22 protein-coding genes are annotated in these 25,005 nt (G+C 71.9%); 6 read left to right on the forward strand and 16 right to left on the reverse strand.

The window, feature by feature from the left end; translation table 11 throughout:
- Positions 1-206 precede the first annotated feature (206 nt).
- Both ACIHFD_RS52670 and ACIHFD_RS52675 read left to right on the forward strand, forming a co-directional pair.
- Positions 207-542, forward strand: a complete 336-nt coding sequence (locus ACIHFD_RS52670) for a hypothetical protein (protein WP_397373323.1) — start codon at positions 207-209, stop codon at positions 540-542.
- A gap of 400 nt (positions 543-942) precedes the next feature.
- Entirely contained in the window at positions 943-1,845 is a 903-nt protein-coding gene (locus ACIHFD_RS52675; protein ID WP_355201302.1) for a TauD/TfdA family dioxygenase, read from the forward strand.
- Between the two features lie 125 nt (positions 1,846-1,970).
- Here ACIHFD_RS52675 and ACIHFD_RS52680 read toward each other — a convergent pair whose 3' ends face one another.
- From ACIHFD_RS52680 to ACIHFD_RS52750, 15 genes are all read right to left on the reverse strand, one after another.
- On the reverse strand, positions 1,971-2,495 hold the full coding sequence (locus tag ACIHFD_RS52680; RefSeq protein WP_350736894.1) for a flavin reductase family protein: 525 nt from the start codon (positions 2,493-2,495) through the stop codon (positions 1,971-1,973).
- Between the two features lie 146 nt (positions 2,496-2,641).
- The gene (locus tag ACIHFD_RS52685; RefSeq protein ID WP_397373324.1) at positions 2,642-3,166 is read right to left on the reverse strand and encodes an NADPH-dependent FMN reductase; all 525 of its coding nucleotides are present in this window, start codon (positions 3,164-3,166) and stop codon (positions 2,642-2,644) included.
- Positions 3,163-4,509, reverse strand: coding sequence for an LLM class flavin-dependent oxidoreductase (locus ACIHFD_RS52690; protein ID WP_397373325.1), 1,347 nt, complete (start codon positions 4,507-4,509; stop codon positions 3,163-3,165). The genes ACIHFD_RS52685 and ACIHFD_RS52690 overlap by 4 nt, the downstream gene beginning before the upstream one ends.
- Complete coding sequence (locus tag ACIHFD_RS52695) at positions 4,506-5,414, reverse strand: ABC transporter permease (protein ID WP_397373326.1); 909 nt, start codon at positions 5,412-5,414, stop codon at positions 4,506-4,508. Before ACIHFD_RS52695 ends, ACIHFD_RS52690 begins: the two co-directional genes overlap by 4 nt.
- Complete coding sequence (locus tag ACIHFD_RS52700; RefSeq protein ID WP_397373327.1) at positions 5,407-6,213, reverse strand: ABC transporter ATP-binding protein; 807 nt, start codon at positions 6,211-6,213, stop codon at positions 5,407-5,409. Before ACIHFD_RS52700 ends, ACIHFD_RS52695 begins: the two co-directional genes overlap by 8 nt.
- Complete coding sequence (locus ACIHFD_RS52705; RefSeq protein WP_397373328.1) at positions 6,210-7,220, reverse strand: ABC transporter substrate-binding protein; 1,011 nt, start codon at positions 7,218-7,220, stop codon at positions 6,210-6,212. Before ACIHFD_RS52705 ends, ACIHFD_RS52700 begins: the two co-directional genes overlap by 4 nt.
- Positions 7,221-7,394: 174 nt before the next feature.
- Positions 7,395-8,519 (reverse strand): LLM class flavin-dependent oxidoreductase, encoded by a 1,125-nt coding sequence (locus ACIHFD_RS52710; protein ID WP_397373329.1) that lies wholly within the window; start codon positions 8,517-8,519, stop codon positions 7,395-7,397.
- A complete protein-coding gene (locus ACIHFD_RS52715) occupies positions 8,516-9,550 on the reverse strand; it encodes an LLM class flavin-dependent oxidoreductase (protein ID WP_397373330.1) in 1,035 nt (344 codons plus the stop codon). The genes ACIHFD_RS52710 and ACIHFD_RS52715 overlap by 4 nt, the downstream gene beginning before the upstream one ends.
- Complete coding sequence (locus ACIHFD_RS52720; RefSeq protein WP_397373331.1) at positions 9,547-10,761, reverse strand: LLM class flavin-dependent oxidoreductase; 1,215 nt, start codon at positions 10,759-10,761, stop codon at positions 9,547-9,549. Before ACIHFD_RS52720 ends, ACIHFD_RS52715 begins: the two co-directional genes overlap by 4 nt.
- Entirely contained in the window at positions 10,758-12,080 is a 1,323-nt protein-coding gene (locus ACIHFD_RS52725) for an NtaA/DmoA family FMN-dependent monooxygenase (RefSeq protein ID WP_397373332.1), read from the reverse strand. The genes ACIHFD_RS52720 and ACIHFD_RS52725 overlap by 4 nt, the downstream gene beginning before the upstream one ends.
- A 96-nt stretch (positions 12,081-12,176) precedes the next feature.
- Positions 12,177-13,505 (reverse strand): lanthionine synthetase LanC family protein, encoded by a 1,329-nt coding sequence (locus tag ACIHFD_RS52730; protein WP_350736869.1) that lies wholly within the window; start codon positions 13,503-13,505, stop codon positions 12,177-12,179.
- Positions 13,506-13,537: 32 nt separating this feature from the next.
- A complete protein-coding gene (locus ACIHFD_RS52735) occupies positions 13,538-15,145 on the reverse strand; it encodes a dipeptide ABC transporter ATP-binding protein (RefSeq protein WP_397373333.1) in 1,608 nt (535 codons plus the stop codon).
- Complete coding sequence (locus ACIHFD_RS52740) at positions 15,142-15,948, reverse strand: ABC transporter permease (protein WP_350736863.1); 807 nt, start codon at positions 15,946-15,948, stop codon at positions 15,142-15,144. The genes ACIHFD_RS52735 and ACIHFD_RS52740 overlap by 4 nt, the downstream gene beginning before the upstream one ends.
- Positions 15,945-16,916 (reverse strand): ABC transporter permease, encoded by a 972-nt coding sequence (locus tag ACIHFD_RS52745; protein ID WP_397373334.1) that lies wholly within the window; start codon positions 16,914-16,916, stop codon positions 15,945-15,947. The genes ACIHFD_RS52740 and ACIHFD_RS52745 overlap by 4 nt, the downstream gene beginning before the upstream one ends.
- On the reverse strand, positions 16,913-18,523 hold the full coding sequence (locus tag ACIHFD_RS52750) for an ABC transporter substrate-binding protein (protein ID WP_397373335.1): 1,611 nt from the start codon (positions 18,521-18,523) through the stop codon (positions 16,913-16,915). The genes ACIHFD_RS52745 and ACIHFD_RS52750 overlap by 4 nt, the downstream gene beginning before the upstream one ends.
- Positions 18,524-18,635: 112 nt before the next feature.
- On the opposite strand from ACIHFD_RS52750, the gene ACIHFD_RS52755 reads away from it, so the two are divergent.
- A complete protein-coding gene (locus ACIHFD_RS52755; RefSeq protein WP_397373336.1) occupies positions 18,636-18,968 on the forward strand; it encodes a putative quinol monooxygenase in 333 nt (110 codons plus the stop codon).
- Between the two features lie 93 nt (positions 18,969-19,061).
- Here the strand turns inward: ACIHFD_RS52755 and ACIHFD_RS52760 are convergent, their stop codons facing one another.
- A complete protein-coding gene (locus tag ACIHFD_RS52760; protein ID WP_397373337.1) occupies positions 19,062-21,923 on the reverse strand; it encodes a beta-galactosidase in 2,862 nt (953 codons plus the stop codon).
- Between the two features lie 222 nt (positions 21,924-22,145).
- Between ACIHFD_RS52760 and ACIHFD_RS52765 the strand changes: the two genes are divergently transcribed.
- Genes ACIHFD_RS52765 through ACIHFD_RS52775 form a run of 3 tightly spaced genes read left to right on the forward strand, consistent with a single transcriptional unit; the run spans position 22,146 to position 24,960 of the window.
- Positions 22,146-23,396 carry an ROK family protein gene (locus tag ACIHFD_RS52765; protein WP_397373338.1) on the forward strand — a complete coding sequence of 417 codons (1,251 nt, stop codon included), beginning with the start codon at positions 22,146-22,148 and terminating at the stop codon, positions 23,394-23,396.
- A complete protein-coding gene (locus ACIHFD_RS52770; RefSeq protein ID WP_397373339.1) occupies positions 23,393-24,193 on the forward strand; it encodes an ABC transporter permease in 801 nt (266 codons plus the stop codon). The genes ACIHFD_RS52765 and ACIHFD_RS52770 overlap by 4 nt, the downstream gene beginning before the upstream one ends.
- Positions 24,190-24,960: an ABC transporter ATP-binding protein gene (locus tag ACIHFD_RS52775; protein ID WP_397373340.1), complete on the forward strand. Its 771-nt coding sequence runs from the start codon at positions 24,190-24,192 to the stop codon at positions 24,958-24,960. Before ACIHFD_RS52770 ends, ACIHFD_RS52775 begins: the two co-directional genes overlap by 4 nt.
- Positions 24,961-25,005 lie beyond the last annotated feature (45 nt).

Below are 25,005 nucleotides of genomic sequence, written 5' to 3' on the forward strand. Positions count from 1 at the left end.
TGGCCGCCGCCCATCTCAACACACTCGACCGCGCTGAGAGATCACGGCAGGATCTCTGGCTTTCATAGCGAATATGGAGAACGGTTCATACCCTGCTGGGAGCGGGCACCAGCGCCACCGAGGCCCACCACGCCACCGAACGGGCCATCCTCGACAGCGGCCTGCCGTAAACGCTGCTGCGCCATCCCTACTACGGCGACGCCTTCGTGCCGCAGGTCTCCGGCGGCGAGCTCGCCGGAAGCACCGGCGGGCGCGGGCTGAACACCGCTTTCAGGTCCGATCTGGCCGAGGCCGCCGTTCAGGTGCTGACCGGGGACGGGCATCCGGGGCGGGCGTACGACTTCACCGGGCCGTTGTGGACCTACCGGGAGGCGGCCGAGGTGCTGGGGGTGCCCTACCGGGAGGTGCCCGATGCCGGGCCGGGGCCGATGAGCTGGCTCAATGTGCAGGTACGGGCGGGGGCGCTGGAGTTCCAGAGTCCCGACCTGGCTCACGTGCTGGGCAGGCCTGCCGAGTCGATGCTCGATCGGCTGCGCGAGTAGCCCGCCTGACTCGGGCCACAAGTTTCGCCCAGGTCCCGCACGACCTTCTCCCGCCGAACTCCCGGGATCAGTCCGATCTTGCGGAGATTGAGGAGATCGAGGTGCGTGGAGCATGAACGGCGACGTCGGTGCCGAGCCGGTCGAGCGGCTGTCGCTCACCGCGCGGAGCACGGCGGTCAGCTCCCGCCGGACGTTCTCCTGACCGGCCATCGCCGACCGAAACAGAAAACCCTAATTCCCTACCAATTCAATTGACTTTAGAGGTGGGGCGATCTACGTTTGATGGCGTGACGACGACGGCTCTGACCATCCGGGGTCACGTGGACTTCTGCCGCGTGGCCAGCGCGCTCTGTCCTTCCTTCCGAACGCAGGCAATCCCTCTGACGGAAGGAAAAATCCCATGTCATCCCTGTCCATCATCCCCGTCGCCGGCCGGATAGGCGCGGAGATCTCCGGCGTACGGCTCGGCGGCGATCTGCCTGCCGACGTCGTCGCGGAGATCCGCCTGGCGCTGCTCGGCCACAAGGTGGTCTTCTTCCGCGGACAAGACCATCTCGACGAGCAGAGCCAGGTGGCCTTCGCCCGGCTGCTCGGCGAACCGACCGCCGCGCACCCGACCGTCCCCTCGCTCGACGGGAACGACCACGTCCTCGACCTCGACTACCGCGACGGCCAGAAGGTGGATCGCTGGCACACGGACGTGACGTTCGTGGACCGGCCGCCGCTGGCGTCGGTGCTGCGGGCCGTCGCCGTTCCGGCGGCCGGCGGCGACACGCTGTGGACCAACACCGTGGCCGCGTACGACCACCTGCCCGCCGAGCTGCGGGACCTGCTCGACCGGCTGCGGGCCGTGCACACCAACCAGCACGACTACGTCCGCATCGCCACCTCCGACGATCCCGAACGGGCGCGGGAACGCGCCGAGGTGTTCGCCTCCACGGTGTTCGAGACCGAGCACCCCGTGGTGCGGGTGCACCCGGAGACCGGCGAACGCTCGATCCTGCTCGGGGACTTCGCCAAGCGGCTGGTGGGGCTGTCGGCGCACACGTCCGCCTCGCTCATCCGGCTGATCCAGGAGCACGTCACCGAGGTCGAGAACACCGTGCGCTGGCGCTGGGCACCCGGCGACGTCGCCATCTGGGACAACCGGGCGACGCAGCACCGGGTGGTGCACGACTTCGGCGACCGTCCGAGGCGGCTGCACCGGGTCACGATCGCCGGTGACGTGCCGGTGGGCGTGGACGGCCGGCCCAGTGTCGTGCTGAAGGGCGACGCGGCCGCCTACTCCCCGATCGCCGCCTGACCTCTGCTCCTTGCGTATGGCCCTGGCCCCAATGACGTGGCCAGGGCCATACGCATGTCCGGGCCCTGTGGGTGGAAATGGAACGGCCGCCCGGCGATGTGCCGGGCGGCCGCTCAGTCGTTTCTCTAGGGGTGGGCGATGAAGCGGCCGAAGCGGCCCTGGTGGTAGATGAGGGGACGGCCCGGGCTGTGCACCCTGGCCTCGGCGACCAGGCCGACCACCAGGGTGTGGTCGCCGACGTCCACGGTCTCGTGCGGGAGGCAGATGAGGTGGGCGGAGACGTCCTGGAGCAGGGGCGCGCCCAGGGGGCCCGGACGCCAGCGGGTGGGCTCGGCGAACCGGTCGATGTCCTTGCGCGCGAACCTGGCGGCCAGCTCGGCCTGGTCGCTGGCCAGAACGTTGACCGCGAAGTGGTCCGCGTCGCGCAGCCAGGGCCAGGTGGTGGAGGACTGGTCGACGTAGAACGAGACCAGGGGTGGGTCGAGGCTGACGGAGGAGAAGGACGTGGCCGTCAGCCCGACGGGGATGCCGTCGTTCTGGGCGGTGATGATGACGACCCCGGCGGCGTGTACGGCGAGCGCCCGGCGGAACCCGTCGGCGTCGACCGCGCTCCTCTCCGGCTCCTCCGGGGCCGGGCGCGTCGCAGGCACCGTCGGCGCCTCGGACGCGTGCCCATTGCGGGAGCCGGGCACAGGGCGGGAGTCGGGCACAGGGCGGGGGTCTGAGGTGCGGCGTGCGTCCCGGGCCTGGCGGGCCTCTCTGGCTCGGCGGGCCTCCCGGGCGGCCACCGTCTCCGTCACGAAAGCGCCCCTTCCTTGAGCACAGCGGTCACCTGCGGCGCCACACGATCGGCCCACCCCGCCACCACCTCTCCCAGCTCCGGAATCTGCGACTCCAGCACCGCCAGTCCCGGTGTCGGCACGAAGGCGCCCAGTTCCACCAGCAGCGGGCGCAGGTGCACCTCCACCGCCAGCGAATGCTTGGGATCCCCCATGACCAGGAGCGGCAGCGCCGCCGTGCCCGCCAGCGCGTCCGGTGGCAGGCGGTCGAGGAACGACTTCAGCAGCCCTGTGTACGTGCCCTTGTAGGTGGGGCTCGCCACGACGACGATGCTCGCGCCGGTCACCAGTTCCAGGGCCGCGCGCACCTCGGGGTGCGCGACGGGCGAGAGCAGGTGGGGCGCGAGGCCCGACAGGTCCACGACCTCGTACGCCTCCGAGACGGCGCCGAGGCGGTCGCCGACGGCCTGGGCTGCGGAGGTGGCCACCGAGAGGGTGCGGGAGCCGGGCCGGGGGTTGCCCACGAGGGTCACGATGCTCATCGCGCCACCGCCGCTTCGCGCCGAGCAGCCCGCCCGGCGGCGGCGTAGCGGGACGGGGGTCTGGGCAGGCCGTAGTTCTCGCGGAGCGTGCGCCCCTTGTACTCGTACCGGAACAGGCCCCTGATCTGCAGCTCCGGCACCACGTGGTCGACGAAGTCGCTCAGGCCGCCGGGCAGGATCGGCGGCATGACGTTGAACCCGTCGGCCGCGCCGGCCAGGAACCATTCCTGGAGCTGGTCGGCGATCTGCTCCGGCGTTCCTGCGACCACGCGGTGGCCCCGGCCGCCCGCAAGGCGGTTGAGGAGCTGCCTGACCGTGAGGTTCTCGCGCCTGGCCAGGTCCACGACGAGCTTGCGACGGCTCTGCGCGCCCTCCGTCTCCACGGGCACGTCGGGCAGGGGACCGTCCAGCGCGTCCTCGGTGAGGTCGATGCCGGTCATGTGGGAGAGCTGCGCCAGCCCGTACGCGGGGATGATCAGGTCCTCCAGCTCCTTCTCCAGCCGCAGTGCCTCGCGCTCGGTCGAGCCGATGATCGGCGAGATGCCCGGCAGGATGAGCACGTCCTCGTGCCGCCGCCCGTAGGCGGCCAGCCGCCGCTTCAGATCGGCGTAGAACTCCTGCCCTTCCCGCAGGGTCTGCTGGGCGGTGAAGACGGCCTCGGCGTAGCGGGCGGCGAAGTCCTTGCCGTCCTCCGAGGACCCGGCCTGGACCAGGAGCGGGTGGCCCTGGGGTGAGCGGGAGGTGTTCAGGGGGCCGCTGACCGAGAAGTGCTCCCCCGCGTGCTCGATTGGGTGGATCTTGCCGGTGTCGGCGTAGTCGCCGGCGACGCGGTCGCCCAGGATCGCGTCGTCCTCCCAGCTGTCCCACAGCTTCCGCGTGACCTCCAGGAACTCGCCGGCCCTGGCGTAGCGGTCGGCGTGCGAGGGACGGACGATGCCGAAGTTGCGGGCCTCGGCCTCGCCGGCGGAGGTGACGATGTTCCAGCCGGCCCGGCCGCCGCTGATGTGGTCGAGCGAGGCGAACTTGCGGGCCACGTGGAAGGGCTCATTGTACGTCGTCGACACGGTGGCGATGAGGCCGATGTGATCGGTGACGGCGGCCAGGGCCGACAGCAGGGTCAGGGGTTCGAGGCCGCCGAGCGCGTTGTGCCGGACGTTGCCGTGCAGGGCCACGCCGTCGGCGAGGAAGACGGAGTCGAGCTTGCCGCGTTCGGCGATCCTGGCGAGCTCCTGGTAGTGGCGGACGTCGGTGAGGCGGGCGGGTTCGGTTCGGGGGTGTCTCCAGGCCGCCTCGTGGTGGCCGACGCCCATGAGGAAGGCGTTCAGGTGGAGCTTTCTCGTCAAGTGGTCCTCCAGGTGGAGAAGCGGCGCTCGACGCCGACCAGGAGCAGGTTGAACAGCAGGCCGAGTACGGAGATCGTGATGATTCCCGCGTACATGTCGGGGATGCGGAAGCTGGACTGGGTGTCGAGGATGAGATACCCGAGTCCGGCCTTGGCGCCCACCATCTCGGCGAAGAGCAGGACGAGGATCGAGTACGCGCCCGCCAGCCGCACCCCGGTGAAGATGGTGGGCACGGCGGCGGGCAGGATCACCTTCTGGAACAGGCGGACCGGGCCGAGGCCCATCGACCTGGCCGACTTGATGAGCAGCGGCTCGACGGTCTTCACGCCGCTGATCGTGTTGAGCAGGATCGGCCACGCGCACGCGTACAGCACGAAGGTGACCTTCGTCGTCTCCCCGATGCCCAGGATCAGCGTGAACACCGGCAGCAGCGCCACCGCCGAGGTGTTGCGGAACAGCTCCAGCAGCGGGGTGAGGAAGTCGGCGACCGGTTTGTACCAGCCGATCAGCAGGCCGAGCGGGATCGCCAGCACGATGGCCAGGCCGAAGCCGGACAGCGAGCGGGCGAGGGACGCCTCTAGGTGCTCGGGGAGCTGGCCGCCGACGAGGAGGTCGTACCAGGCGACGAGGTTCTCCGAGAGCGGCGGGACGAAGACGGGGTCGACGACGCCGAGCCTGGGCAGCACCTCCCAGGCGGCGAGGAGGAGCAGGATGGCGGTGGAGTTCGTGACCGCCCGCCTGAGCCACCGCCCGCCGGGAAGCCGCCGGCGCGACGGCTCCGTCAAGGCCAAAGCCGAGGTCGGAGCCGGAGTCGAGGCCGGGGTCGGGGTCGGGGTCGGGGTCGGAGCCGGGGCGGCCTCGTCGTACTGGTGGACGTCGCCGGGGAGCAGTTTCTGGTCAGCCACGACTGGTCGCCACCTTCCGCTCCTGCACCTGCGCCGCCGCGACCTCTTCCCGCAGCAGCCCCCACACCCGGTGCCGGTATTCCCCGAACACCGGATCCGCCCGCAGATCTCCCTCGCGCGAGGCGAAGCGCACGTCGATGACCTCCTTGATCCGCCCCGGCCGGGAGGTCATGACGGCGACCCGCTGCCCGAGGTAGACGGCCTCGTCGATGCCGTGCGTGATGAACACGACGGTCTTGCCGGTCTGCTCCCACACGTGCACGAGCTCCTCCTGGAGGGACTCGCGGGTCTGCGCGTCCAGGGCGGCGAACGGCTCGTCCATCAGCAGCACGTCGGGGTCGAACGCGAGGCTGCGCGCGATGGCCACCCGCTGGCGCATGCCGCCGGACAGCTCGTGCGGATAGCGCTCCTCGAACCCGGCCAGCCCCACGAGCGCGAGGTGCTCGCGGGCCCGCCGCGCCCGTTCCTTCCTGGGCACGCCCTTGGCCTCCAGCCCGAACTCGACGTTGGACTGGGCCGTGCGCCAGGGGAACAGCGCGTACTGCTGGAAGACGATGCCCCGGTCGAGCCCGGGCCCGGTCACCTGCGCGCCGTCGATGAGGATCTCCCCGGACGTCGGCGCGGTCAGCCCGGCGATGAGGTCGAGCAGGGTGGACTTGCCGCAGCCGCTGGGGCCGACGAGCGTGAGGAACTCGCCCTCGCGCACGTCGAGGTCGATGCCGGACAGCGCGGTGAACGGCTGGTCGGCGTCCCTGACCTGGAACGTCTTGGCCACGTTCCGGATGCTGATCTTGGTCATGACCCGCTCCCGCCGGCATAGGGGTTGAACTGGTTGGTGTAGAGGTCGGAGACCTTGACCTGGCCGGGCTTGATCTCGCCCTCGCGCTCCAGCCAGCCGGTCCAGGTCTTGAACTCCTGGTCGGCGATGACACCGCCCTTGGCGGCGATGCCGGTGCTCTTCCAGAACCGCACGGCGTCGGCGCTCTCGTTGCGGCCGCGCTTGGCGATGATCTGCTGGAACTTGGCGACGACCTCCTCGCGCGAGTGGGTTTGCGCCCACTCGATGGCCTTCGCGAATCCGGTCACGAACGTCTTGACGGTGTGGGGGTTGGCGGCGATGAAGTCCTCGCGGAGCACGACGGACCCGGCGGTGAACGGGCCGAACAGGTCCACGTCCTTGAACAGGGGGCGCAGGCCGCCGCGCTCCAGCGCCTTGTCCCTGAGCACGCCGCCGAGGGTGCCGACGTCGAGCTGCCCCTGGCGCAGGGCCTGCTCGGTGTTGACCGGCGGGATCACCACGAGCTGGACCTGCTTGACCTCCTCGGGCGTCAGCCCTTCGCGCTTGAGGTACTCCTTGATGACGGCCTCGTGGTGGGCGCCGAGGGTGTTGACGCCGATCTTCTTGCCGATCAGGTCCCGGGCGGACCTGATCGGGCTGTCCTCTTTGACGTAGTAGCCGTTGTAGGTGGCCTGGTCGGAGCCGTAGTAGCCGATCACGGCCTTGATCGGCGCCTTGGCGGCCTTGAGCTTGACGATGGCGCCGTTGAAGGCGCCGCCGAAGTCGGTCTGCCCGGTCGCGGCCGACTGGATGTCCTGGGGGCCGGAGGTGGTGTTGCCGACCCACCTGAGCTTGACGTCGCCGAGATAGCCGAGCTCCTCGGCCAGTTCGGGGAAGGTGACGTTGCCGGCGCTGCCCTGGTAGCGCAGCACCTTCACCTCTTGTTGGGGGTTCGCCTGGGCCGTGCCGCAGGCCGCCAGTACGGCGGACATCAAGGCGGCCAGGAGGGCATGTCTGGTCTTGATCACGTTGTTTCCTCTGAAGGGGAGAGAGGGGGGTTCAGCGGTACGTGATCAGCGACACTGCGCGCTGGCGACGTGGCCGAAGTCCACGTGCGGGCGCCGGGTCAGGTAAAGGCCCATGCCTACGAAACTACGTTCCCCGGTCCCTAAAGTCAACTTTTCCTACTGGACATACATGAATTACCCCCAAGCGTCCGCGAGCAGCTCATACGAGCGGACGCGGTCGGCGTGGCCGTGCGTGATGGTGGTGATCAGCAGCTCGTCGGCCCCGGTGACCCGCTGGAGCACCCGCAGCCCGTCCGCCACCGCCTCCGGGTCGCCGACGAACTGGGTGTCGAGGCGGTCGGCCACCAGCTTCCTGTCCTCCTCGCTCCACACGTGGGCGTCGGCCTCCTCCGGCGTGGGGTACGGCATCGCGCCCTGCCCGGTGCGGATGCTGCGCACCCACAGGCCGTAGGGCTTGGCCAGCTCCCGCGCCGTGGCCGCGTCCCGCGCCACGACGACGTCGGCGGACACGATCACGTACGGCTCCTCCAGGACGTCGGACGGCTTGAACGCCTCCCGGTACGCCTCCACCGCCTCCAGCACACTGGACGGGCTGACGTGGTAGTTGGCCGCGAACGGCAGGCCCCGCTCCCCCGCCACCTGCGCGCTCTGGCCGCCGCTGCTGCCCAGGATCCACACCTCGACGTCCGCGCCCTCGCCCGGGATCGCATGGGCGCTCCGCCCGTCGGCGGAGGTGTAGGTGCCGGCCAGGAACGCCTGGACGTCGTCGAGCTGGTCGGCGAAGTCCGGCGTCTCGGCGCCGGGTTGCTGGAGGAGGGAGGCCTGGACGGCGAGGTGCGGCGCCGCCCTGATCAGCGCGGAGAAGTCGAACGGGGGCGGGATGAGCAGCCCGTCCACCACCCTCGCCTCGGCAGGAGGAGGCTCCGGGGGACGTTCCGAGGGGCGGGCGAGCTCGGCGCGGCGCTGGCCGGAACGGCCGAGACCCAGGTCGATGCGCCCCGGATGGGCCGCGTCCAGGAGGCCGAACTGCTCCACCACCGCCAGCGGCGTCTGGTGGCCGAGCTGCACCGCCCCCGAGCCGACCCGGATCCGGCCGGTCGCCGCGGCGACCAGCCCGATGAGCACGGCGGGCGCCGAGCCGGCCACGCCGGGCGCGAAGTGGTGCTCGGCCAGCCAGTACCGGCGGTAGCCGAAGGACTCGGCCTGCCGCGCCAGGTCGACGGTGTTGCGGATCGCGTCCCGGGCGGTCCCGCCGGAGGGGATCGGCGCCAGGTCGAGGATGGACAGGGGGACCGTCATGAGGAACCTCCCGGGAACGGCCTGCTGGGTATCTCCTTGCGCAGCACGGGAGCGATGTCCGACTGGAACAGCTCCAGCGCCGAGCGGTGCTGCGCGTCCGTCAGCCCGTCGGCGTCCGCGTGCAGGTGCATCACCTCATGCCCGAACCGGTCGTGGTAGCGGTGCACCTTGTCGATGATCTGCTGCGGGCTCCCGACCAGGATGGAGCTGCGCTCGATGGCGTCCTCCAGCGAGTGGAAGACGAGCGGGGCGCCGTACCGCTTGAAGGTCTCCTGGCGGGCCTCGAAGATCGGCCGGTACGTCTCGATGGCCTCCTGCGAGGTCTTCGCGGCGTAGTAGCCCGCGGTGCCCGCTCCGACCAGGGCTTCGGCCGGGTCGTGCCCGTAGTGCGCCCACCGCTCCCGGTAGTGTTCGATCAGCTCGGCGTAGGGCTCGATGGGGTTGGTGACGTTCGCGGAGAAGAGCGGGTCGCCGAAGCGCGCGGCCAGGTCCACCGACTCCTTGCTGGTGGCGCTGCCGTGCCAGACGCGCACCGGCCGCTGGAGCGGGCGCGGCCAGGTCTCGGCCTCGGTCAGCGACGGCCTGAACCGCCCCTCCCAGGTGACCTTGTCCTCCCGCCACAGCCTGCGGAACAGCTCGTACGACTCGCGGTTGCGCTCCCACTGGTCCTCGGCGGTGACGTGGAAGAGCTGGGCCTGGGCAGCGCCGTTCCCCTTGCCGATGATCAGTTCGAGCCGCCCGCCGGACAGGTGGTCGAGGGTGGCGTAGTCCTCGTACGCCCGGACCGGGTCCAGCAGGCTGAGCGTGGTGACCGCGGTGAACAGCCGGATGTGGGAGGTCCGGGCGGCGATGTGGCTGAGCACCACGGGCGGGGAGGAGGAGATGAACGGCCGCTCGTGCCGCTCCCCCACCCCGAACCCGTCGAAGCCGAGCTCCTCGGCCAGGACCGCGTTGGAGACGACCTCGCGGAATCGCTCGTTGGTGGACGTGCGGCCGTCGTGAACGATCAAGGTGATGGCCAGAAATTTCACGCAATATCCGCTTTCTGGGAGGCGTAACGGTTGATCGCGCGCGGCAGGCCGAGGTGCTCGCGCAGGGTGGCGGCCTCGTACCGGCTCCTGAAGGCGCCGCGCCGCCGCAGCTCGGGGACCAGCTCGCGGGTGATCGCCGTCAGATCGAGCGGCGCGACCCCGGGCCGCAGCCGGTACCCCTCGATCCCGGCCTCCTGCCAGTCCAGCAGCAGGTCGGCCAGCTCGGCGGCGGAGCCGGCGAAGGTGTACGCGTCCGATTCGGGCGGCGCGGCGAGCCCGTCGAGCCGGGCCCTGCGCTCGGCCGCGTCGTCGCCGATGTGGACGAGCAGGTCGGCCAGGATCTTGAGCGGGTGCCCGTCTCTGGGACGGCTCCTGACCTGCTCGACGATGTCCCGCGCGTGGTCACGGCTGTGCGGGGTGACGAGGACGACGTCGGCGGCGCGGGCCGGCAGCTCGTACGGCACCGGCGACCCGCCGTGGTCGAGCACGGTCACGACCGGCTGCCCCTGCGGCGGCCTGGGCGTGATCGACGGCCCCTTGACGGAGAACCGGGATCCGGCGAAGTCGATGTAGTGGAGCTTGTCCCGGTCGACGAACCGGCCGGTGGCCACGTCACGGATCTCGGCGTCGTCCTCCCAGCTGTCCCACAGCCGCCTGGCCACCTCCACGGCGTCGCCCGCCTCCTCGAAGAGGTCCGCGATGAGCTCCCGGGCCCGCTCGTCGAGCTCCCACCGGCCCGCCGTGTCCCGTTTGGGGATGAGCGCCGGGATCTCCCTGCGGCCGAAGTGGGCCGCCTCCCAAGCGCGGGCCGAGACCTGGACCCGCCACCCGGCGCGACCCAGGCTGACGTGGTCCAGGCTCGCGATGCCGACCGCCACGTGGAACGGCTCCGTGTGCGTCGTCGTGGCCGTGGGCACCAGCCCGATGCGCGTGGTCAGCGGCGCGAGCGCCGCCGCGAGCAGCACCGCGTCGAACCGGCCGCGCACCTGGTCGGTGCGGTCGTCGGGCCCGTCGAGGCCCGAGGACTGCAGGCCCAGGGCGTCCTCGATGGTGACGAAGTCGAGCAGACCGCGCTCGGCCTCGGCGACCAGCCCGGCCCAGTGGCGGGCGGTGAACAGCTCCCGCGCGTCGACGGCGGGGTCCCGCCAGGCGGCGGGATGCCAGCCGGCGCCGTCGAGCGCGACGGCCAGGTGCAGGGGTGCCCGCGTCATGCCGCGCCTCCCAGCCCGAGGTGGTCGCGGAGCGTGGCGCCCTCGTAGTCGGTACGGAACACGCCGCGTTCCTGCAGCAGCGGCACCACCTCGGCCACGAAGTCGTCCAGCCCGCCCGGCGTGAGGTGCGGGACCAGGATGAACCCGTCGGCGGCGTCCGTGCGCACGAACTCCTCGATCTGCGCGGCCACGGTCGCGGGCGAGCCCACGAACGACTGCCGCCCGGTCATGTGGATCACCAGCTCGCGGATGCTCAGCTCCTTCTCCTCGGCCACGGCCCGCCATCGCGCCGCCACGGCGACCCGGTCGGCCACCTGCACCCGGCCCTGGGAGACGCCCTGCTCGACGGCGGGCTCCACGTCGGGCAGCGGCCCTTCGGGGTCGTAGGCGGACATGTCCCGGCCCCAGATCTGCTCCAGGAAGGCGATCGCGGTCTGCGGCCCCACCTGCTGGCGGCGGATCTCGGCGGCGCGCTCGGCCGCCTCGGCGTCGGTGTCGCCGAGCGCGAACGTCGCCGCCGGCATGATCTTGAGCTGGTGCGGCTGCCGCCCGTACCTGGCCAGCCGGCGTTTGACGTCGGCGTAGAAGGCCCGGCCCTCCTCCAGCGTGCCGTGGCGGCTGAAGATGACGTCGGCGTTGGCCGCGGCGAACTCCCTGCCCTCGTCGGAGTCCCCCGCCTGGATGACCACGGGATGGCCCTGCGGCCCGCGCGGGACGTTGAAGCGCCCCTCGACGGTGAAGTGGCGGCCCCGGTGGCTGACCGCCGAGACGGACCCGGGCCGCAGGAACCGCCCGCTCTCCTGGTCGGCGAGCACGGCGTCGGGCCGCCAGGAGTCCCACAGCTCGCGCGACAGCCGGACGAACTCCTCGGCCCGCGTGTAGCGCTCGGAACGATCCAGGTAGCCGCCGCGGCGGAAGTTCTCGCCGGTGAAGGCGTCGGAGGTGGTGACCACGTTCCAGGCGGCCCGGCCCGCGCTGAGGTGGTCGAGCGTGGCCAGCCGCCTGGCCAGCTCGTACGGCTCGTTGAAGGTCGCGTTGACGGTGGCGGCCAGCCCGAGGCGCTCGGTGACGGCGGCGAGCGCGGCCAGCACGGTGAGCGACTCGGGGCGGCCGACCACGTCCAGGTCGTGGATGCGGCCCTTCAGCTCGCGCAGCCGCAGGCCCTCGGCCAGGAAGAAGAAGTCGAACTTGCCCCGCTCCGCGGTGCGGGCCAGGTCGGCGAACGACTCGAAGTCGATCTGGCTGCGGGAGCGGGGGTCGGTCCAGACGGTGGTGTTGTTGACGCCGGGGAAGTGCGCGGCCAGGTGGACCTGCTTCATGCGACCTGCTCGCGGTGGCAGGGGACGTCACATTCGGTCATGATGTGCTCCTTGGCTCAACACCCAGTTAAACAGTAGGAAAACTGGGTATCGCTGTCAACGGAGCGCAGAAGCAGGCAGCGGGATCGCGGGGAACGGATTGTCGGGCAGCAGGATGACGCGGCGCGGATGGTCGGCCTGACCTGCGGCGTCGAGGTGGAGGAGGGCGGCGCCGATGCCGGCCGCGCCCACCATGTAGCCGGTGTCGGCCGTCACCTCTCCCGGCCGCAGCCGCCGGTAGGCCTGGTACCAGCGGTAGCCGCGCCCGTCGTGGTCGGTGGCCCGGCCGATCAGGTCGGTGGCGAGCCCGCGGGCGTACTCCAGGTGGGACTCCTCCCCCGTCGCCGCCCACAGCCCCACGAAGAACTCGATGAGCCCGGCCGTCCCGCAGCACTGGCAGGCCACGTTCCAGTAGCCCTCGGTACGGCGGCGCGGCACGCCGCTCTTGACGATGCCGCTGGCCAGCCGCTCCACCCACTCCAGGTCGCCGGGGTCGCCCCCCACCCGGTACAGCTCGTAGAACATCCTGGCCACGCCCGCGGAGCCGGAGCAGAAGCCCAGATAGTGCAGCTCCCTGGCGTGCGGCACGTGGTGCGGCACGACCGCGCAGCCGCCGGCCACGACGCTGACCTCGCGGACGAAGGCCGCGCCGCTGCGCGCGGCGAAGAGGAAACGCTCGTCGCCGGTCACCCCGTACAGGCGGGCCAGCAGGAACGCGGTCCCGGCCGTGCCGGCGAGGAAGCCCGGTGTGACGGCGTCCACGGGCAGGTCGGCGCAGTCGCCGAACCGGTGCCCGGGGACGGGCAGCCGGGCGATCCGCAGGCCCGCCTCGACGGCCGCCTCCTCGTACGCGGGCACGCCGAGGTGGGCGGCGGCCCGCAGCAGCCCGAGGATGACGCCGCCCTCGCCGCGCTGCGCGGGATCCCGCGACCACCCGACACCGCCCTCGGACTCCCGGCCCCGGCGGACGATCACGTCCGCGATGGCGGCGGCCTCGGCCTCGAACGCGCCGTCGCCGAGCACCCAGCCCGCCTCCATGAGCGCGACCATCGTGCCGGTCAGCCCGTGGTAGAGGGAGACGTCGTCCTGCTCGCGCCAGGTGGCGGCGAGCCTGCGGGCCCCCTGCCTGGCGTCCTCCAGGTACGCCTCGTGGCCGGTGGCCGCGGCCAGTTCGAGGAAGAACAGCACGACGCCCGCCGCCCCCGAGTAGAGGGACGAGGGCTCGGAGGTGACCGCCGACCCGCCGTGCGGATCGGGATTGGCCAGCCAGCGCCTTCCGTGCTCGTCGTCGGCCGCGGCGGATCTGATCCATCGCCCCGCCAGGATGGCGGCGGTCAGCGGGGAATCGGCTCGGGCGCTCGACGCGCGGATCCTGTCCAGACTCACCCGTCCAGTATCCCACACATTTGGTAGGAAATTCAGGAAAGCCGAGGAACCGCCGCGACCAGTTCCCGCGTGTACGGGTGCCGGGGGCGGGTGAACACCTCCGTCACGTCGCCCTCCTCGACCACCCGGCCGTCCTTCATGACCAGGACCCGGTCGCTGGCGTGGTGCACCACGCCGAGGTCGTGGCTGATGAACAGCATGGCAGTACCGTACTCGGCCTGGATCTCGGCGAGCAGGTCCAGCACCTGGGCCTGGATCGAGACGTCCAGCGCGGAGACCGGCTCGTCGCAGACCAGCACGTCGGGGCGGGGGCCGAGGGCCCTGGCGATGGCGACGCGCTGCCGCTGGCCGCCCGACAGCTCGCGCGGGTGGCGGCCGGCGACGCCGGGCGGCAGGCCGACGCGTTCGAGCAGGTCGAGCACCCGCGCCCGGCGCTCGGCCGCGGGCAGGTCGAGCGGCTCGGCGACCAGGCGGCCGACGGTGTGGCGGGGGTCGAAGGAGTCGAGCGGGTTCTGGGAGATGAGCTGGATCCGGCGGCGGAGCGGGCGGCGCTTGCGTTCTGGCACCTGGCTCCACGGGCGGCCGTGCAGGGTGACCACGCCCGCGTCGGGTTCGAGCAGGCCGAGGGCCAGGCGGGCCAGGGTGGTCTTGCCCGAGCCCGACTCGCCGACGACGCCGAGCGTCTCGCCCTCGCACAGGGTGAACGAGACGTCGTCGACCACCCGGCGCGGCCCGTACGACCTGGACAGGCCGGTGCCGGCGAGCACCGGCGCCGACAGGTCCGGCGTACGGCGCGGCAGCGGCGAGCCCGGCGGCGCGGTGGACAGGCGGGTGCCCCGGGAGGCGGCCGACGGGACGGCGGCCAGCAGCGAGCGGGTGTAGTCGTGCGACGGCGCCGACAACACGCTCCCGGCAGGGCCCTCCTCGACGACGCGGCCGTCCTTCATGACGAGGATGCGGTCGGCGATCGAGGCGACGACGGCCAGGTCGTGGCTGATCAGCAGCAGCGCGCAGCCGGCGGCCCGGCGCTCGGCCAGCAGCCGCAGGATCTGGGCCTGCACGGTGACGTCGAGCGCGGTGGTCGGCTCGTCGGCGATGATCAGCTCGGGTCCGGCCGCGATGGCCGAGGCGATCAGCACCCGCTGCCGCAGCCCGCCGGAGAGCTGGTGCGGGTGCTGCCCGACACGCAGCGGCGGATCTGGCACGCCGACCGCGTCGAGCAGTTCGAGCGTCCTGTCGCGGCGCCGTGCCCGCGGGACGACGTCGTGGACGGCCAGCACCTCGCCGATCTCGGCCCCCACGGTCCGCAGCGGGTCGAGGGAGACCAGCGCGTCCTGCAGCACCAGCCCGGCGAACCCGCCGCGCAACCCGCGCCACTGCGCCGGTCCGAAGCCGAGCGCGTCCCGGCCGCCGACGCTGAACGCGGCCGCCCGCACGGTGGCGCCCGGCCCGGCCAGGCCGAGCAGCGTGCGGGCCGTGACGCTCTTGCCGGACCCGGACTCGCCGACGACGGCCACGCACTCGCCCGGGGCGAGCGACAAGGAGACCCCGCGCACGACCTCGGTCCCGCCGAAGCTCACGCGCAGGTCCTCCACGGCGACCAGGGTGGCGACCGTCGGAGGGGAGACAAAGGTCGTCATGGGGTTCTCCCCTCGAAGCGGCGTTGGAGCCGGCGGCCGACGACGGTGAGGCTGACCACGGTCAGCGTGATCGCGACGCCCGGGAACAGCGCCTCCCACCAGGCCACCCGCAGGTAGTTGCGGGCCTCTGAGAGCATCGCGCCCCATTCGGCGGCCGGGGGCTGCGGGCCCATGCCGAGGAAGCTGAGCCCGGAGGCGGCGATGACGGCCTGGCCGAGCCCGATGGTGGCCAGGACAGGGATCGGCCCGAGCACGTTCGGCAGCACGTGCCCGGCCGTGATCGCGGCCCTGGACCGGCCGAACGTGACGGCCTGCTCGACGTATCCGGCGTGGCGCACGACGAAGGTCTGGGCGCGGATGACGCGGGCGTAGTTGGGGATCTGGGCGACCGCGATGGCGAAGATGACATTGCCCGTGCCGGGGCCGGTGACGGCGATGACGAGCAGGGCGAGCAGCAGCTCCGGCAGGGTGGACAGGACGTCGAACGACCTGGCCAGCGCCTCGTCCAGCCACTTCGGCGACAGCCCGGCGGCCAGGCCGAGCAGCACCCCGGCGGTCACGGCCAGGGCGGTCGCGGTGACGCCGATGCTGAGCGAGTGGCGGGCGCCGTGCACGACCCTGGACAGCACGTCGCGGCCGAGGTGGTCGCTGCCGAACCAGTGCGCGCCGCCGGGCGGCGCGAGCGCGCTCACCGGGTCGGCCGCCAGCGGGTCCACGCCGGTCAGCAGCCCGGGGGCAGCCACCGCCACCGCCAGCAGGACGAGGAACGCCGCGGGCGCGAGCAGCGAGCGCGACGAGGTCACGGCCGGCCTCCGATCCGGGGGTCGATGGCGCGGTAGGCCAGGTCGAGGAGGGTGCTGATGGTCACGTACACGATGGCCGACAGCAGGACGACGGCCATCACCACCGGCATGTCCCGGCCCGTGACGGCCTGCATCGCCACCTGCCCGAGCCCCGGCCGGCCGAAGAGCACCTCGGTGATGACGGCCCCGCCGAGCAGCGTGCCGGTGAACCAGCCGGCCAGCGTCACGGCGGGGATCAGCGCGTGCCGGAGCGCGTGCCTGGCCACCAGCCGCGGCTCGCTCAGCCCGCGTGCCCTGGCCGTGACCGCGAACGGCTGCTCCAGCGCCCGCTCCAGGCCGCCGCGCAGCACCTGGCCGAGCACGCCCGCGATCGGCAGGCCCAGCGCGAGCGCGGGCAGCACGAGCGCCTGCGGCCCGGACGCGCCCGACACGGGGAACCAGCCGAGCGTGAACGAGAACACCGCCAGCAGCACCAGCCCGATCAGGAACGGCGGCACCGACACCGAGACCAGCTCGGCCGCCGAGGCCGCGCCGCGCAGCCACCGGCCCCGCCCCGCGGTCACGACGGCGATCACCCCGGCGAGCGACACTCCGACCCCGGCCGCCGCCAGCGTGAGCTGCAGGGTCGGGCCCAGCTGGGTGGACAGGATCTCGCCGACGCCGAGCTGGAGCTGGTACGAGCGGCCGAGGTCGCCGTGGAGCAGCCGCCACAGGTAGGACACGTACTGGACGACCTCCGGCCGGTCGAGCCCCCATTCGGCGACGATCCGCGCCCGGATCTCGGGGGTGTCGGGGCCGTCGCCGACCAGGATGTCGATGGTGTCGCCCGGCGCGAGCAGCAGCGCGACGTACGAGGCGCTGGCCGCCGCCCACAGCACGGCGAGCCCGGCGAGCACCCGCTTGACGACACCCCTGACCCGGGCTTTGACGGCGTCCCTGCCGCGGGCCGTCGCCGGCTGTCCGGTCATGTGCCGATCCGGACGTCGTACGCGCTGCGCGGCGTGCCGGAGCCGGCCTCGAAGCCCAGGCCCTGGACGCTCTTCTGCGCCGCGATCTGGTCGGCGGGCACGTAGACCGGGAACACGATCGCCTTGTCCTTCACCACGACCCGCTGCACTTTGGCGTACAGCGCCTTCCGCTCGTCCAGGGACGCGGAGGCCGCGGCCGCGGCCAGCCACTTCTCCACGTCGAGGTCGGTGAAGCCGGTGCGGTTGATCGGCCCCTTGCGCGGCAGGATCAGGTTGAGCGCGGCGCCCGCGTCGGCGTCACCGCGGGAGTTCTCGAAGATCTCGTACTCCCCCTCGGTGTAGGCCTTCTGCGCCGTTCCCTGGTCCACGATCTTGACCTGGAAGTCGATCCCGGCGCTCTGCTTGACCTGCGCCTGGATGGCCTGGGCGAGAATGTCGCGGCGGTCGCGGACGAACGGCGCGGAGGCGACGGAGCGCACGGTGAGCCGCCTGCCGTCCTTGACCCGATAGCCCTGGGCGTCGCGCTGCTTCCAGCCGGCCGCGTCGAGCAGGGCGTTGGCCTTGGCGGTGTCGCCGCCGAAGGCGCCCTCCAGCGAGGCGTCGTAGAACGGGCCGCCCTTGGTGACGACGCTCCACGCCCTGGTGGCGGTGCCCTGGTAGACGGCCTTCAACACCGCGTCCACGTCCACGGCCTCGCGGAACGCCTCCCGTACGCGCTGGTCGTCGAAGGGGGCGTGGGCGGTGTTGAAGTAGTAGGAGAAGGAGGTGCCCGAGTTGAGCGAGGTCTGGTACGTCAGACCCGGATCCTGCTTGATCATGGCGGCGTCGGTGGCCGGGACGCCCTCGATGACCTGCACCTGCCCCGAGGTGAGCGCGCCGACGCGCACCGCCGCCTCGGGCAGGAACCGGTACGTGATCCGCGACAGGTAGGCCGGCCCCTGGTGCCCGGACCCGGCGGGCGGCCACTTGTAGTCCGGGTTGCGCCGGTAGCGGATCTCCTGGCCCCGCACGTACGACTCCAGGATGAACGGCCCGGTGCCCACCAGGTCGGGCCCGCCGGACTTGAGGTCCTTGGCCGCCTTCAGCGACTTCGGCGAGACCTGCCCCGCGAGGGGCGAGGCGAGGAAGTCGAGGAAGAGCGCGTCCGGCTCCTTCAGCGTGATCTCGACGGTGGTCGGCGATTTCACCTCGGCCTTGGCGAAGGACTTGAGCTGGATGGAGGCGATGCCGGGGTTGTAGCCGGGCACCAGGAACTGCTCCAGGTTCGCCTTGACCGCCGCCGCGTCGAACTTCGTGCCGTCGTGGAAGGTCACGTCGTCGCGTAGTTCCAGCGTGTACGTCAGACCGTCGTCCGACACCTTCCACGACTTGGCCAGCCATGGCTGGAACGTGCCGTCCTTCTGGCGCGAGAGCAGCGCGTCGAACTGGTTGAACACGAGCAGCCTGACCTTGTTCTGGCCCCATTGCTGGGGGTTCAAGGTGAGCGGCTGGGTCTCGATGGCCCAGGTCAGGGAGGTGTCCTGGGTTTGCTGGGCGGGCTGCTGAGAGCCGCAGGCGGTCAGGGAGACGACGAGGACGAAGGGGACGATGCCCTTGAGTCTCTTCACACGCATTCCTTGGGGCCGAGGCATTACCTAGCTAAACGGTAGGTAATGCATGAATGCCTGTCAACGTCATCTCGATACGCTTGATCCCCACGGACTCGAAGGAGCCAGCCCGATGATCTTCATTACCGCCAAGTTCCGTATCCTGCCCGAGCACGCCGACCGCTGGCCGGAGATCGTCGCCGACTTCACCGAGGCGACCAGGGCCGAGCCGGGCTGCCTGTGGTTCGACTGGTCGCGCAGTGTCGAGGACCCGGTGGAGTACATCCTGGTGGAGGCGTTCCGCGACGGCGACGCCGGGGCGGCGCACGTCCAGTCGGCCCACTTCAAGCAGGCCCAGCAGACGCTGCCGCCCCACCTCGCCGAGACGCCGCGCATCGTGAACGCCAGCGTCCCGCAGGACGACTGGTCCCTGCTCGGCGAACTCGCCGTCCCGGACCGCGACTAGCGGCCCGAGCGCGACGGCCGACCTTCCGAAGCCCTAGGGCCCGAGCGCGGCGCCCCCTTCCCCCCAAAAAGGACCTTCGCCGGAGTACGGCGGTCAGCGGCCCTGGCGGACGTTGCCGTAGGTGAACAGGCTGATCGGCCCAGGGCCCGCCACGGGCTGCTCGGCGGTGACGGCCAGGGCGATCGTGTTGGTCCCGTGCTCGTCCAGGATCCCGGCGGGCAGCACGAAGTCGCGCTGCGGGCCGATGTCGCCGCCGTACTGGCCGACGTTCCAGCCGTTCAGGAAGATCTGCACGCGGTACGCGGGCGACGGGTCGCCGCCGAAGCGGAGCCCGACCGGCGCGTCCTGGTCCTTGGGGAGGTCGAGGCGGAACGCGGTCCGGAGCCAGGTGACGCCGGGGGGCAGCTCAGCGCTGGCGGTTTTCCATGATTTGTCGGGATAAGTCGGGAGATGCCATCCGGTGCGCTCCCCGTACAGGCCGCCGTTGTTGAGCGGCCCGCGCAGCGGGTCCGTGCCCGGCGAGCCCTGGATGCGCCACGAGATCGGGGTGCCGCCGACAGTGCCGCTGACAGGGCCGCTGACAGGGCCGCCGACGGTGGCGGCCACCAGGCCGCGCGGCTGCTTGAAGCGCAGGTCGTCGGCGATCCAGTCGTCGTTGTGGCCCATGTTGGCGATGAGGACGGAGATCACGTTGTCCGCGCCCGGCCTGAGCACGCCCGCCGGGAGGTCGAAGTGGCCGGGGCCCGGGTCGGGGTTGGGCGGGGTCGACGCGTCGCCGGAGTCCGCCTCCACGCCTCCGACGGCCGAGCCGAGATAGCGGCCGTTCAGCCAGACCAGGTAGTTGCCGCGCAGGCCGGTGACGGCGTTCAGGTCGATCCTGGTCTCGGATCCGGCGGCGGTGAAGTGGCCCCGGTACCAGACGTTGCCGTAGTGGTAGCCGTAGTCGTCGGCGTACAGGACGGGCAGGGTCTTCGGCTGGTGCGGGCTGACGGTCGTGGTGTGGTCGGCGGCGGTCCAGCGGGAGTCGTCGAAGCCGGGCGCGGCCTCCGGGGCCTCGGCGCGGGAGCGCCAGGCGGCCAGCGCGGGCAGGCGGACCGGTTCGGGGGCGCGGGTGGCGCCCAGGAGCGAGCCGCTCGGGGTGCGGGTGACGGGTACGTCCTCCGCGCCGATCCGCAGCCGCCTCGCCGCCGGGCCCGCGAACACCTCGACCTGCCCGCCCGCGGTGTCCGCCGCCAGCCTCAGGGTGTCGCCGCTCGCCGAGGCCGAGCGGACCAACTCGGTGCCGCGGACGAGCACCGGCCCCGCCCCCGTCTCGGCCCGCCAGAACCCGGCCGCCGTCTCGTCCGTGCCGAGCAGGAGCAGCAGCGGCCGCCGCCCGCCGCCCGTGACGAGCACCCGGGCCAGGCCGTCGTGCGTGTAGTCGAGGCGCAGGTCGCCCCCGGTGTACTCGGCCCGTACGTCCCCTTCGAGCACCTTGACCGCCGGCCGCGAGCCGTAGCGCAGCATCGTGGCGCCGGGCGAGCCCGCGGTGCCGTACAGGAGGGCGACGTCACGACCTCCGATGGAGGCGTGCGTCATGATCTCGGACGTGGACAGGACCAGGCGCTGGCCGCCCAGGTCGTACCCGGCGACCAGGACGTGCGCGTCGCGCCCCTTGACCCGCACGGGCACCCGGTGGCGGCCGTCAGGGGCGGCCCAGTCGAGGGTGGCGTCGTCCGTGCCGGTGGCGGCCCGGTCGGCGTGTTTCACCAGGACGAACTGGGTGCCGGTGTCGGGGTTCGCGCGGGCCGTGGTGGTCAGGGCGGGGTTGTCCGGCGCGGCCGGCAAGGTGACCGGGTCGGTCTTGGCCAGCGGCGCGACGGCCTCCAGGAAGTAGCCCTGGCGCTTGAACTCGTCGTATTTGGGCGTGAGCTGCCGGGCCTCGGTGATGGCGGCGCCGTAGTCGTAGGAGGTGTAGACGTCGTTGGGCTGGGCCAGCCAGCCCCAGTTCGTGCCGCCGTACCCCATGTAGTACGAGAACATGGTCGCCCCGGTCGTGACCAGGTTGTTCTTGTAGAAGTACTTCATGTAGGCCGGGCCGGTCAGCTCGCGGCACCTGTCGTACCCGGCGTTGCCCAGGTCGATCGCGCCCGCCTGGTACTCGGCGGCGAACACCGGGATGTCGTCGCGCAGCCGCTCGGTCAGCCCCTCCCCCCAGGGCCCCCAGACCTCGGGAGTGGCGCACTCGAAGGACTGCGGGTAGTCGTCCACCCCCGGGATCTGCACCGCCCCCGGGCCGGTCGCCCACGTCGAGCTCCAGCTCCCGGCGTCGCAGCAGTCGTTCGTGGTGATCGGCACGTCGATGCCGTCCGCCCGCGCCTGGTCCTGGATGTCCTGCATGTACGCGGCGTCGGTGTTGACCTGGTACTCGTTCTCCGCGTTGTAGAGGATGACCGGGCCGCCGCCGGTGACCTGGTGCCGGGCGATGATCGGGTTGATCCGGTGCAGCCACTCGCGGTAGGCGGCCTGGTAGCCGGGCGCGCTGCTGCGGGCCCGGCCCGGCACGGTCTTCACCCAGGCGGGCAGGCCGCCGCCGGTGCTCTCGGCGTTGATGTACGGCCCGGGGCGGGCGATCACGTACAGGCCGGCCTGCCGGGCGGTCCGCAGGAGGCGGTCCACGTCGCGCACGCCGGTGAAGTCGTACACGCCGGGCTTCGGCGAGTGGTACGCCCACGAGAAGTAGATCGAGACCGCGTTGAACCCGGCCGCCCTGAGCTTCTCCAGCACGTCCCGCCACAGCTCGGGGCTCGGCAGCCGGAAGTAGTGGAACTCGGCCGACTGCAGGACGAGCCGCTCGCCGTCCACCTTCAGCGAGTACCTGTCGTACGTGACCTCGTGCGCGGCCGCGCCGACGCCCGCGGGCGCTCCCAGCAGGACGCAGAGCAGGACCAGGAACACCGCGAGCAAGCGCCTCATGGTCGCCTTCCAGGGTCGGCTGCGGACTGTCTTTAATTTGGCGACCATCCAAACAAAAGTCAACGGATCGGACTTGCGGGGCGATCACCGCGCACGGCCTGTTACCGGAAAGTTACGAGCGCCGCGAAACCCTTCGCACGGCGTTCTCCCAGCTCATCGCCATATTTGTGGTTTTTTCCGGGTTATTGACGAAAAACACGCAAGGTCGGCACACTTCGCGTTATGTCACACCCCCGTGGTCCCTTGGCGCAGCTGAGGCGCGGGCACGAAGAGCTCGTGCTCGGGCTGCTGCGCAAGCACGGCCCGCTCAGCCGGGGCGAGCTCGGCAAGCTCTGCCAGCTCTCCCGCACCACCCTGTACGACATCCTCGCCGGGCTGGTCGCCGGCGGCGCGGTCGTCACCGCCAGCCCGCAGGACACCCCGCGCGGCCGCGGCCGGCCGGCCGAGACGCTGACCCTCAACCCTGAGGCCGGCCAGGCCATCGGCATCGACTTCGCCCGCCGCGCGGTGCACGTCGCCGCCGTCAACCTGGCCCACGAGATCGTCGGCTCGGCCAGCGAGCCGCACGACGCCGACCTGCCCTGGGAGCAGCGGGTGGACCTGGCCGAACGGCTCGTCGGCTCCCTCAACGACGGCGGCCTGCGGCTGGGCGCGCTCAGCGCGATCGGCGCCGGCGTGGTCGGCCCGGTCGGCTGGCGGGAGCCCGAGGACGACCTGGAAGCGCCGGAGCCCGAGGACGACCTGGCGGCGGACGAGCCCGCCCACCCCGTGCAGTCGCTGCTGCGCGAGCGGTTCGGCGCGCCGGTGCTGCTGGACAACAACACCAGGCTGGCTGCCCTGGGCGAGGCGATCTGGGGCGCCGCCGCCGGCGACCGGGACGTGCTCTACCTGCGCCTGTCCCACGGTGTCGGCGGTGGCCTGGTGGTCGGCGGCGCGCTGCACCGGGGCGCGTACGGGCTGTCCGGCGAGTTCGGCCACATCACGGTCGACCCGGACGGCGCGCCCTGCGACTGCGGCGGCAGCGGCTGCCTGGAGACCGTGGCCTCGATAAGAGCCGTGCTGGACGCCTACCGCGCCGCGGGCGGGCGGGCCGACGACGTGCCCGAGCTGGTGAAGGCGATCAGGGCGGGCGACGGCACGGCCCTTACCCTCCTGGAGGACGTCGGTGGCACGATCGGCGGCGTGCTCGCGGCCGTGTGCAACGCGATCGGCCCCTCCGTGATCGTGGTCGGCGGCGAGCTGGCGGAGACCGGCACCGCGCTGGTCGAGCCGGTCGAGCGGGCGCTGCGCGCCCGGGTCATGCCGGTCTCCAGGCACCGCGTCAGCCTGCGCCGGGCCACGCTCGGCGAGGCCGCGGGCGCCCTCGGCGGCATCGCCCTGGTGCTGCACGAGTCCCCGCTGCTGTCCCGCTACCCCGCGGGCCCCGATCTCGCACCCGACCTCCTCGAGGACACCAAGCAGAGGCAACCATGACTCAGCTCACCACGCTGGCCAAATCCCCGGCGGTACGGCGCGCACCCAGGCGCCCTCAGCGGGCCGTCGCGCTCAACCTGATCGCGGTCGCCGCCGGGCTGGCCGTCTGGACGCTGCTGGGCGTTCTGGGCGTGCAGGGCCTGCCGACCCCGCTCGAGGTCGCGGCCAAGGCAGGCGAGCTGATCGCCGACGGCACGCTCCTGGGCGACGCGCTGGCCAGCCTGCGCAGGGTGCTGCTGGGCTTCCTGCTCGGCACCCTGCTGGCCGTCCCGATCGGCTTCCTCATGGGCTGGTACGCCACCGCACGCGGCCTGCTCGAGCCCTACATCCAGTTCTTCCGGACCATCCCGCCCCTGGCGATCATCCCGCTGGCCATCGTGCTCCTCGGCATCGGCGAGGTGCCGAAGGTCTTCGTGATCTTCCTGGCGGCCTTCCTGTCCAGCGTCGTGGCGACCTTCCAGGGCGTGGTGGATGTGGACAGGACCCTGATCAACGCCGCCCGCGTGCTCGGCGCGTCCGACCGGACGATCTTCCTCAAGGTCGTGGTGCCGGCCTCCACGCCGTTCATCCTGGTCGGCATGCGGGTCGGGCTCGGCTCGGCCTGGGGCACGCTGGTCGCCGCGGAGCTGATCGCCGCCCAGGAGGGCCTGGGCTTCCGCATGCAGCAGGCCCAGCTCTACTACGACCTGTCCACGATCTTCGTGGGCCTGATCGCCATCGGCGTGCTCGGCCTGCTGATGGACCGGCTGCTGCTGCTGGCCGAGCGCCACCTCACCGACTGGCAGGAACGCCGATGAACAGCAAGATCTCGTTCCGGGACGTCATCAAGACGTACCCGATGAAGGACACCACGTTCACCGCGCTCGACCGCGTGTCCCTGGACATTGCCGACCGCGAGTTCGTCACGGTCGTGGGCCCGTCGGGGTGCGGCAAGAGCACGCTGATGAGCATGGCGGCCGGGCTGGTCGAACCCACGTCGGGCGAGGTGCTGGTGGACGGCGTGCCGGTCACCGGGCCGGGGCCCGAGCGGGGGGTGATCTTCCAGCAGTACGCGCTGTTCCCGTGGCTGACCGTGCGCAAGAACGTCGAGTTCGGCCTGAAGCTGGCCCAGTTGCCCGCCGACGAGCGCAGGCGGCGGGCCGAGCGGGCGATCGAGCTGGTCGGGCTGTCCGACTTCGCCGACGCGCTGCCCAAGACGCTGTCCGGCGGCATGAAGCAGCGCTGCGCGATCGCCCGCGCGTACGCGGTGAACCCGCAGGTCCTGCTCATGGACGAGCCGTTCGGCGCGCTCGACGCGCTCACCCGGGTGCAGTTGCAGGACCAGCTCCTCGACACCTGGAGCCAGGAGCAGCGCACGGTCATGTTCATCACCCACGACGTGGACGAGGCCGTCTACCTGGCCAGGCGCGTGATCGTCATGGCGGCCAGGCCCGGCCGCGTCCAGCAGGTCATCGACGTGGACCTGCCCTACCCGAGGACAGAGGAGATGCGGCTGTCGCCCGAGTTCGGGCGGATCCGCAACGAGGTCTGGCACTCCGTCTACCACCAGGCACCCGCGGCCTGACCCTGCTCCCTCCCCCTCCCCCCTTTCCCGAAAGGAGCCACCCGC

Source organism: Nonomuraea sp. NPDC051941 (genome assembly GCF_044593615.1).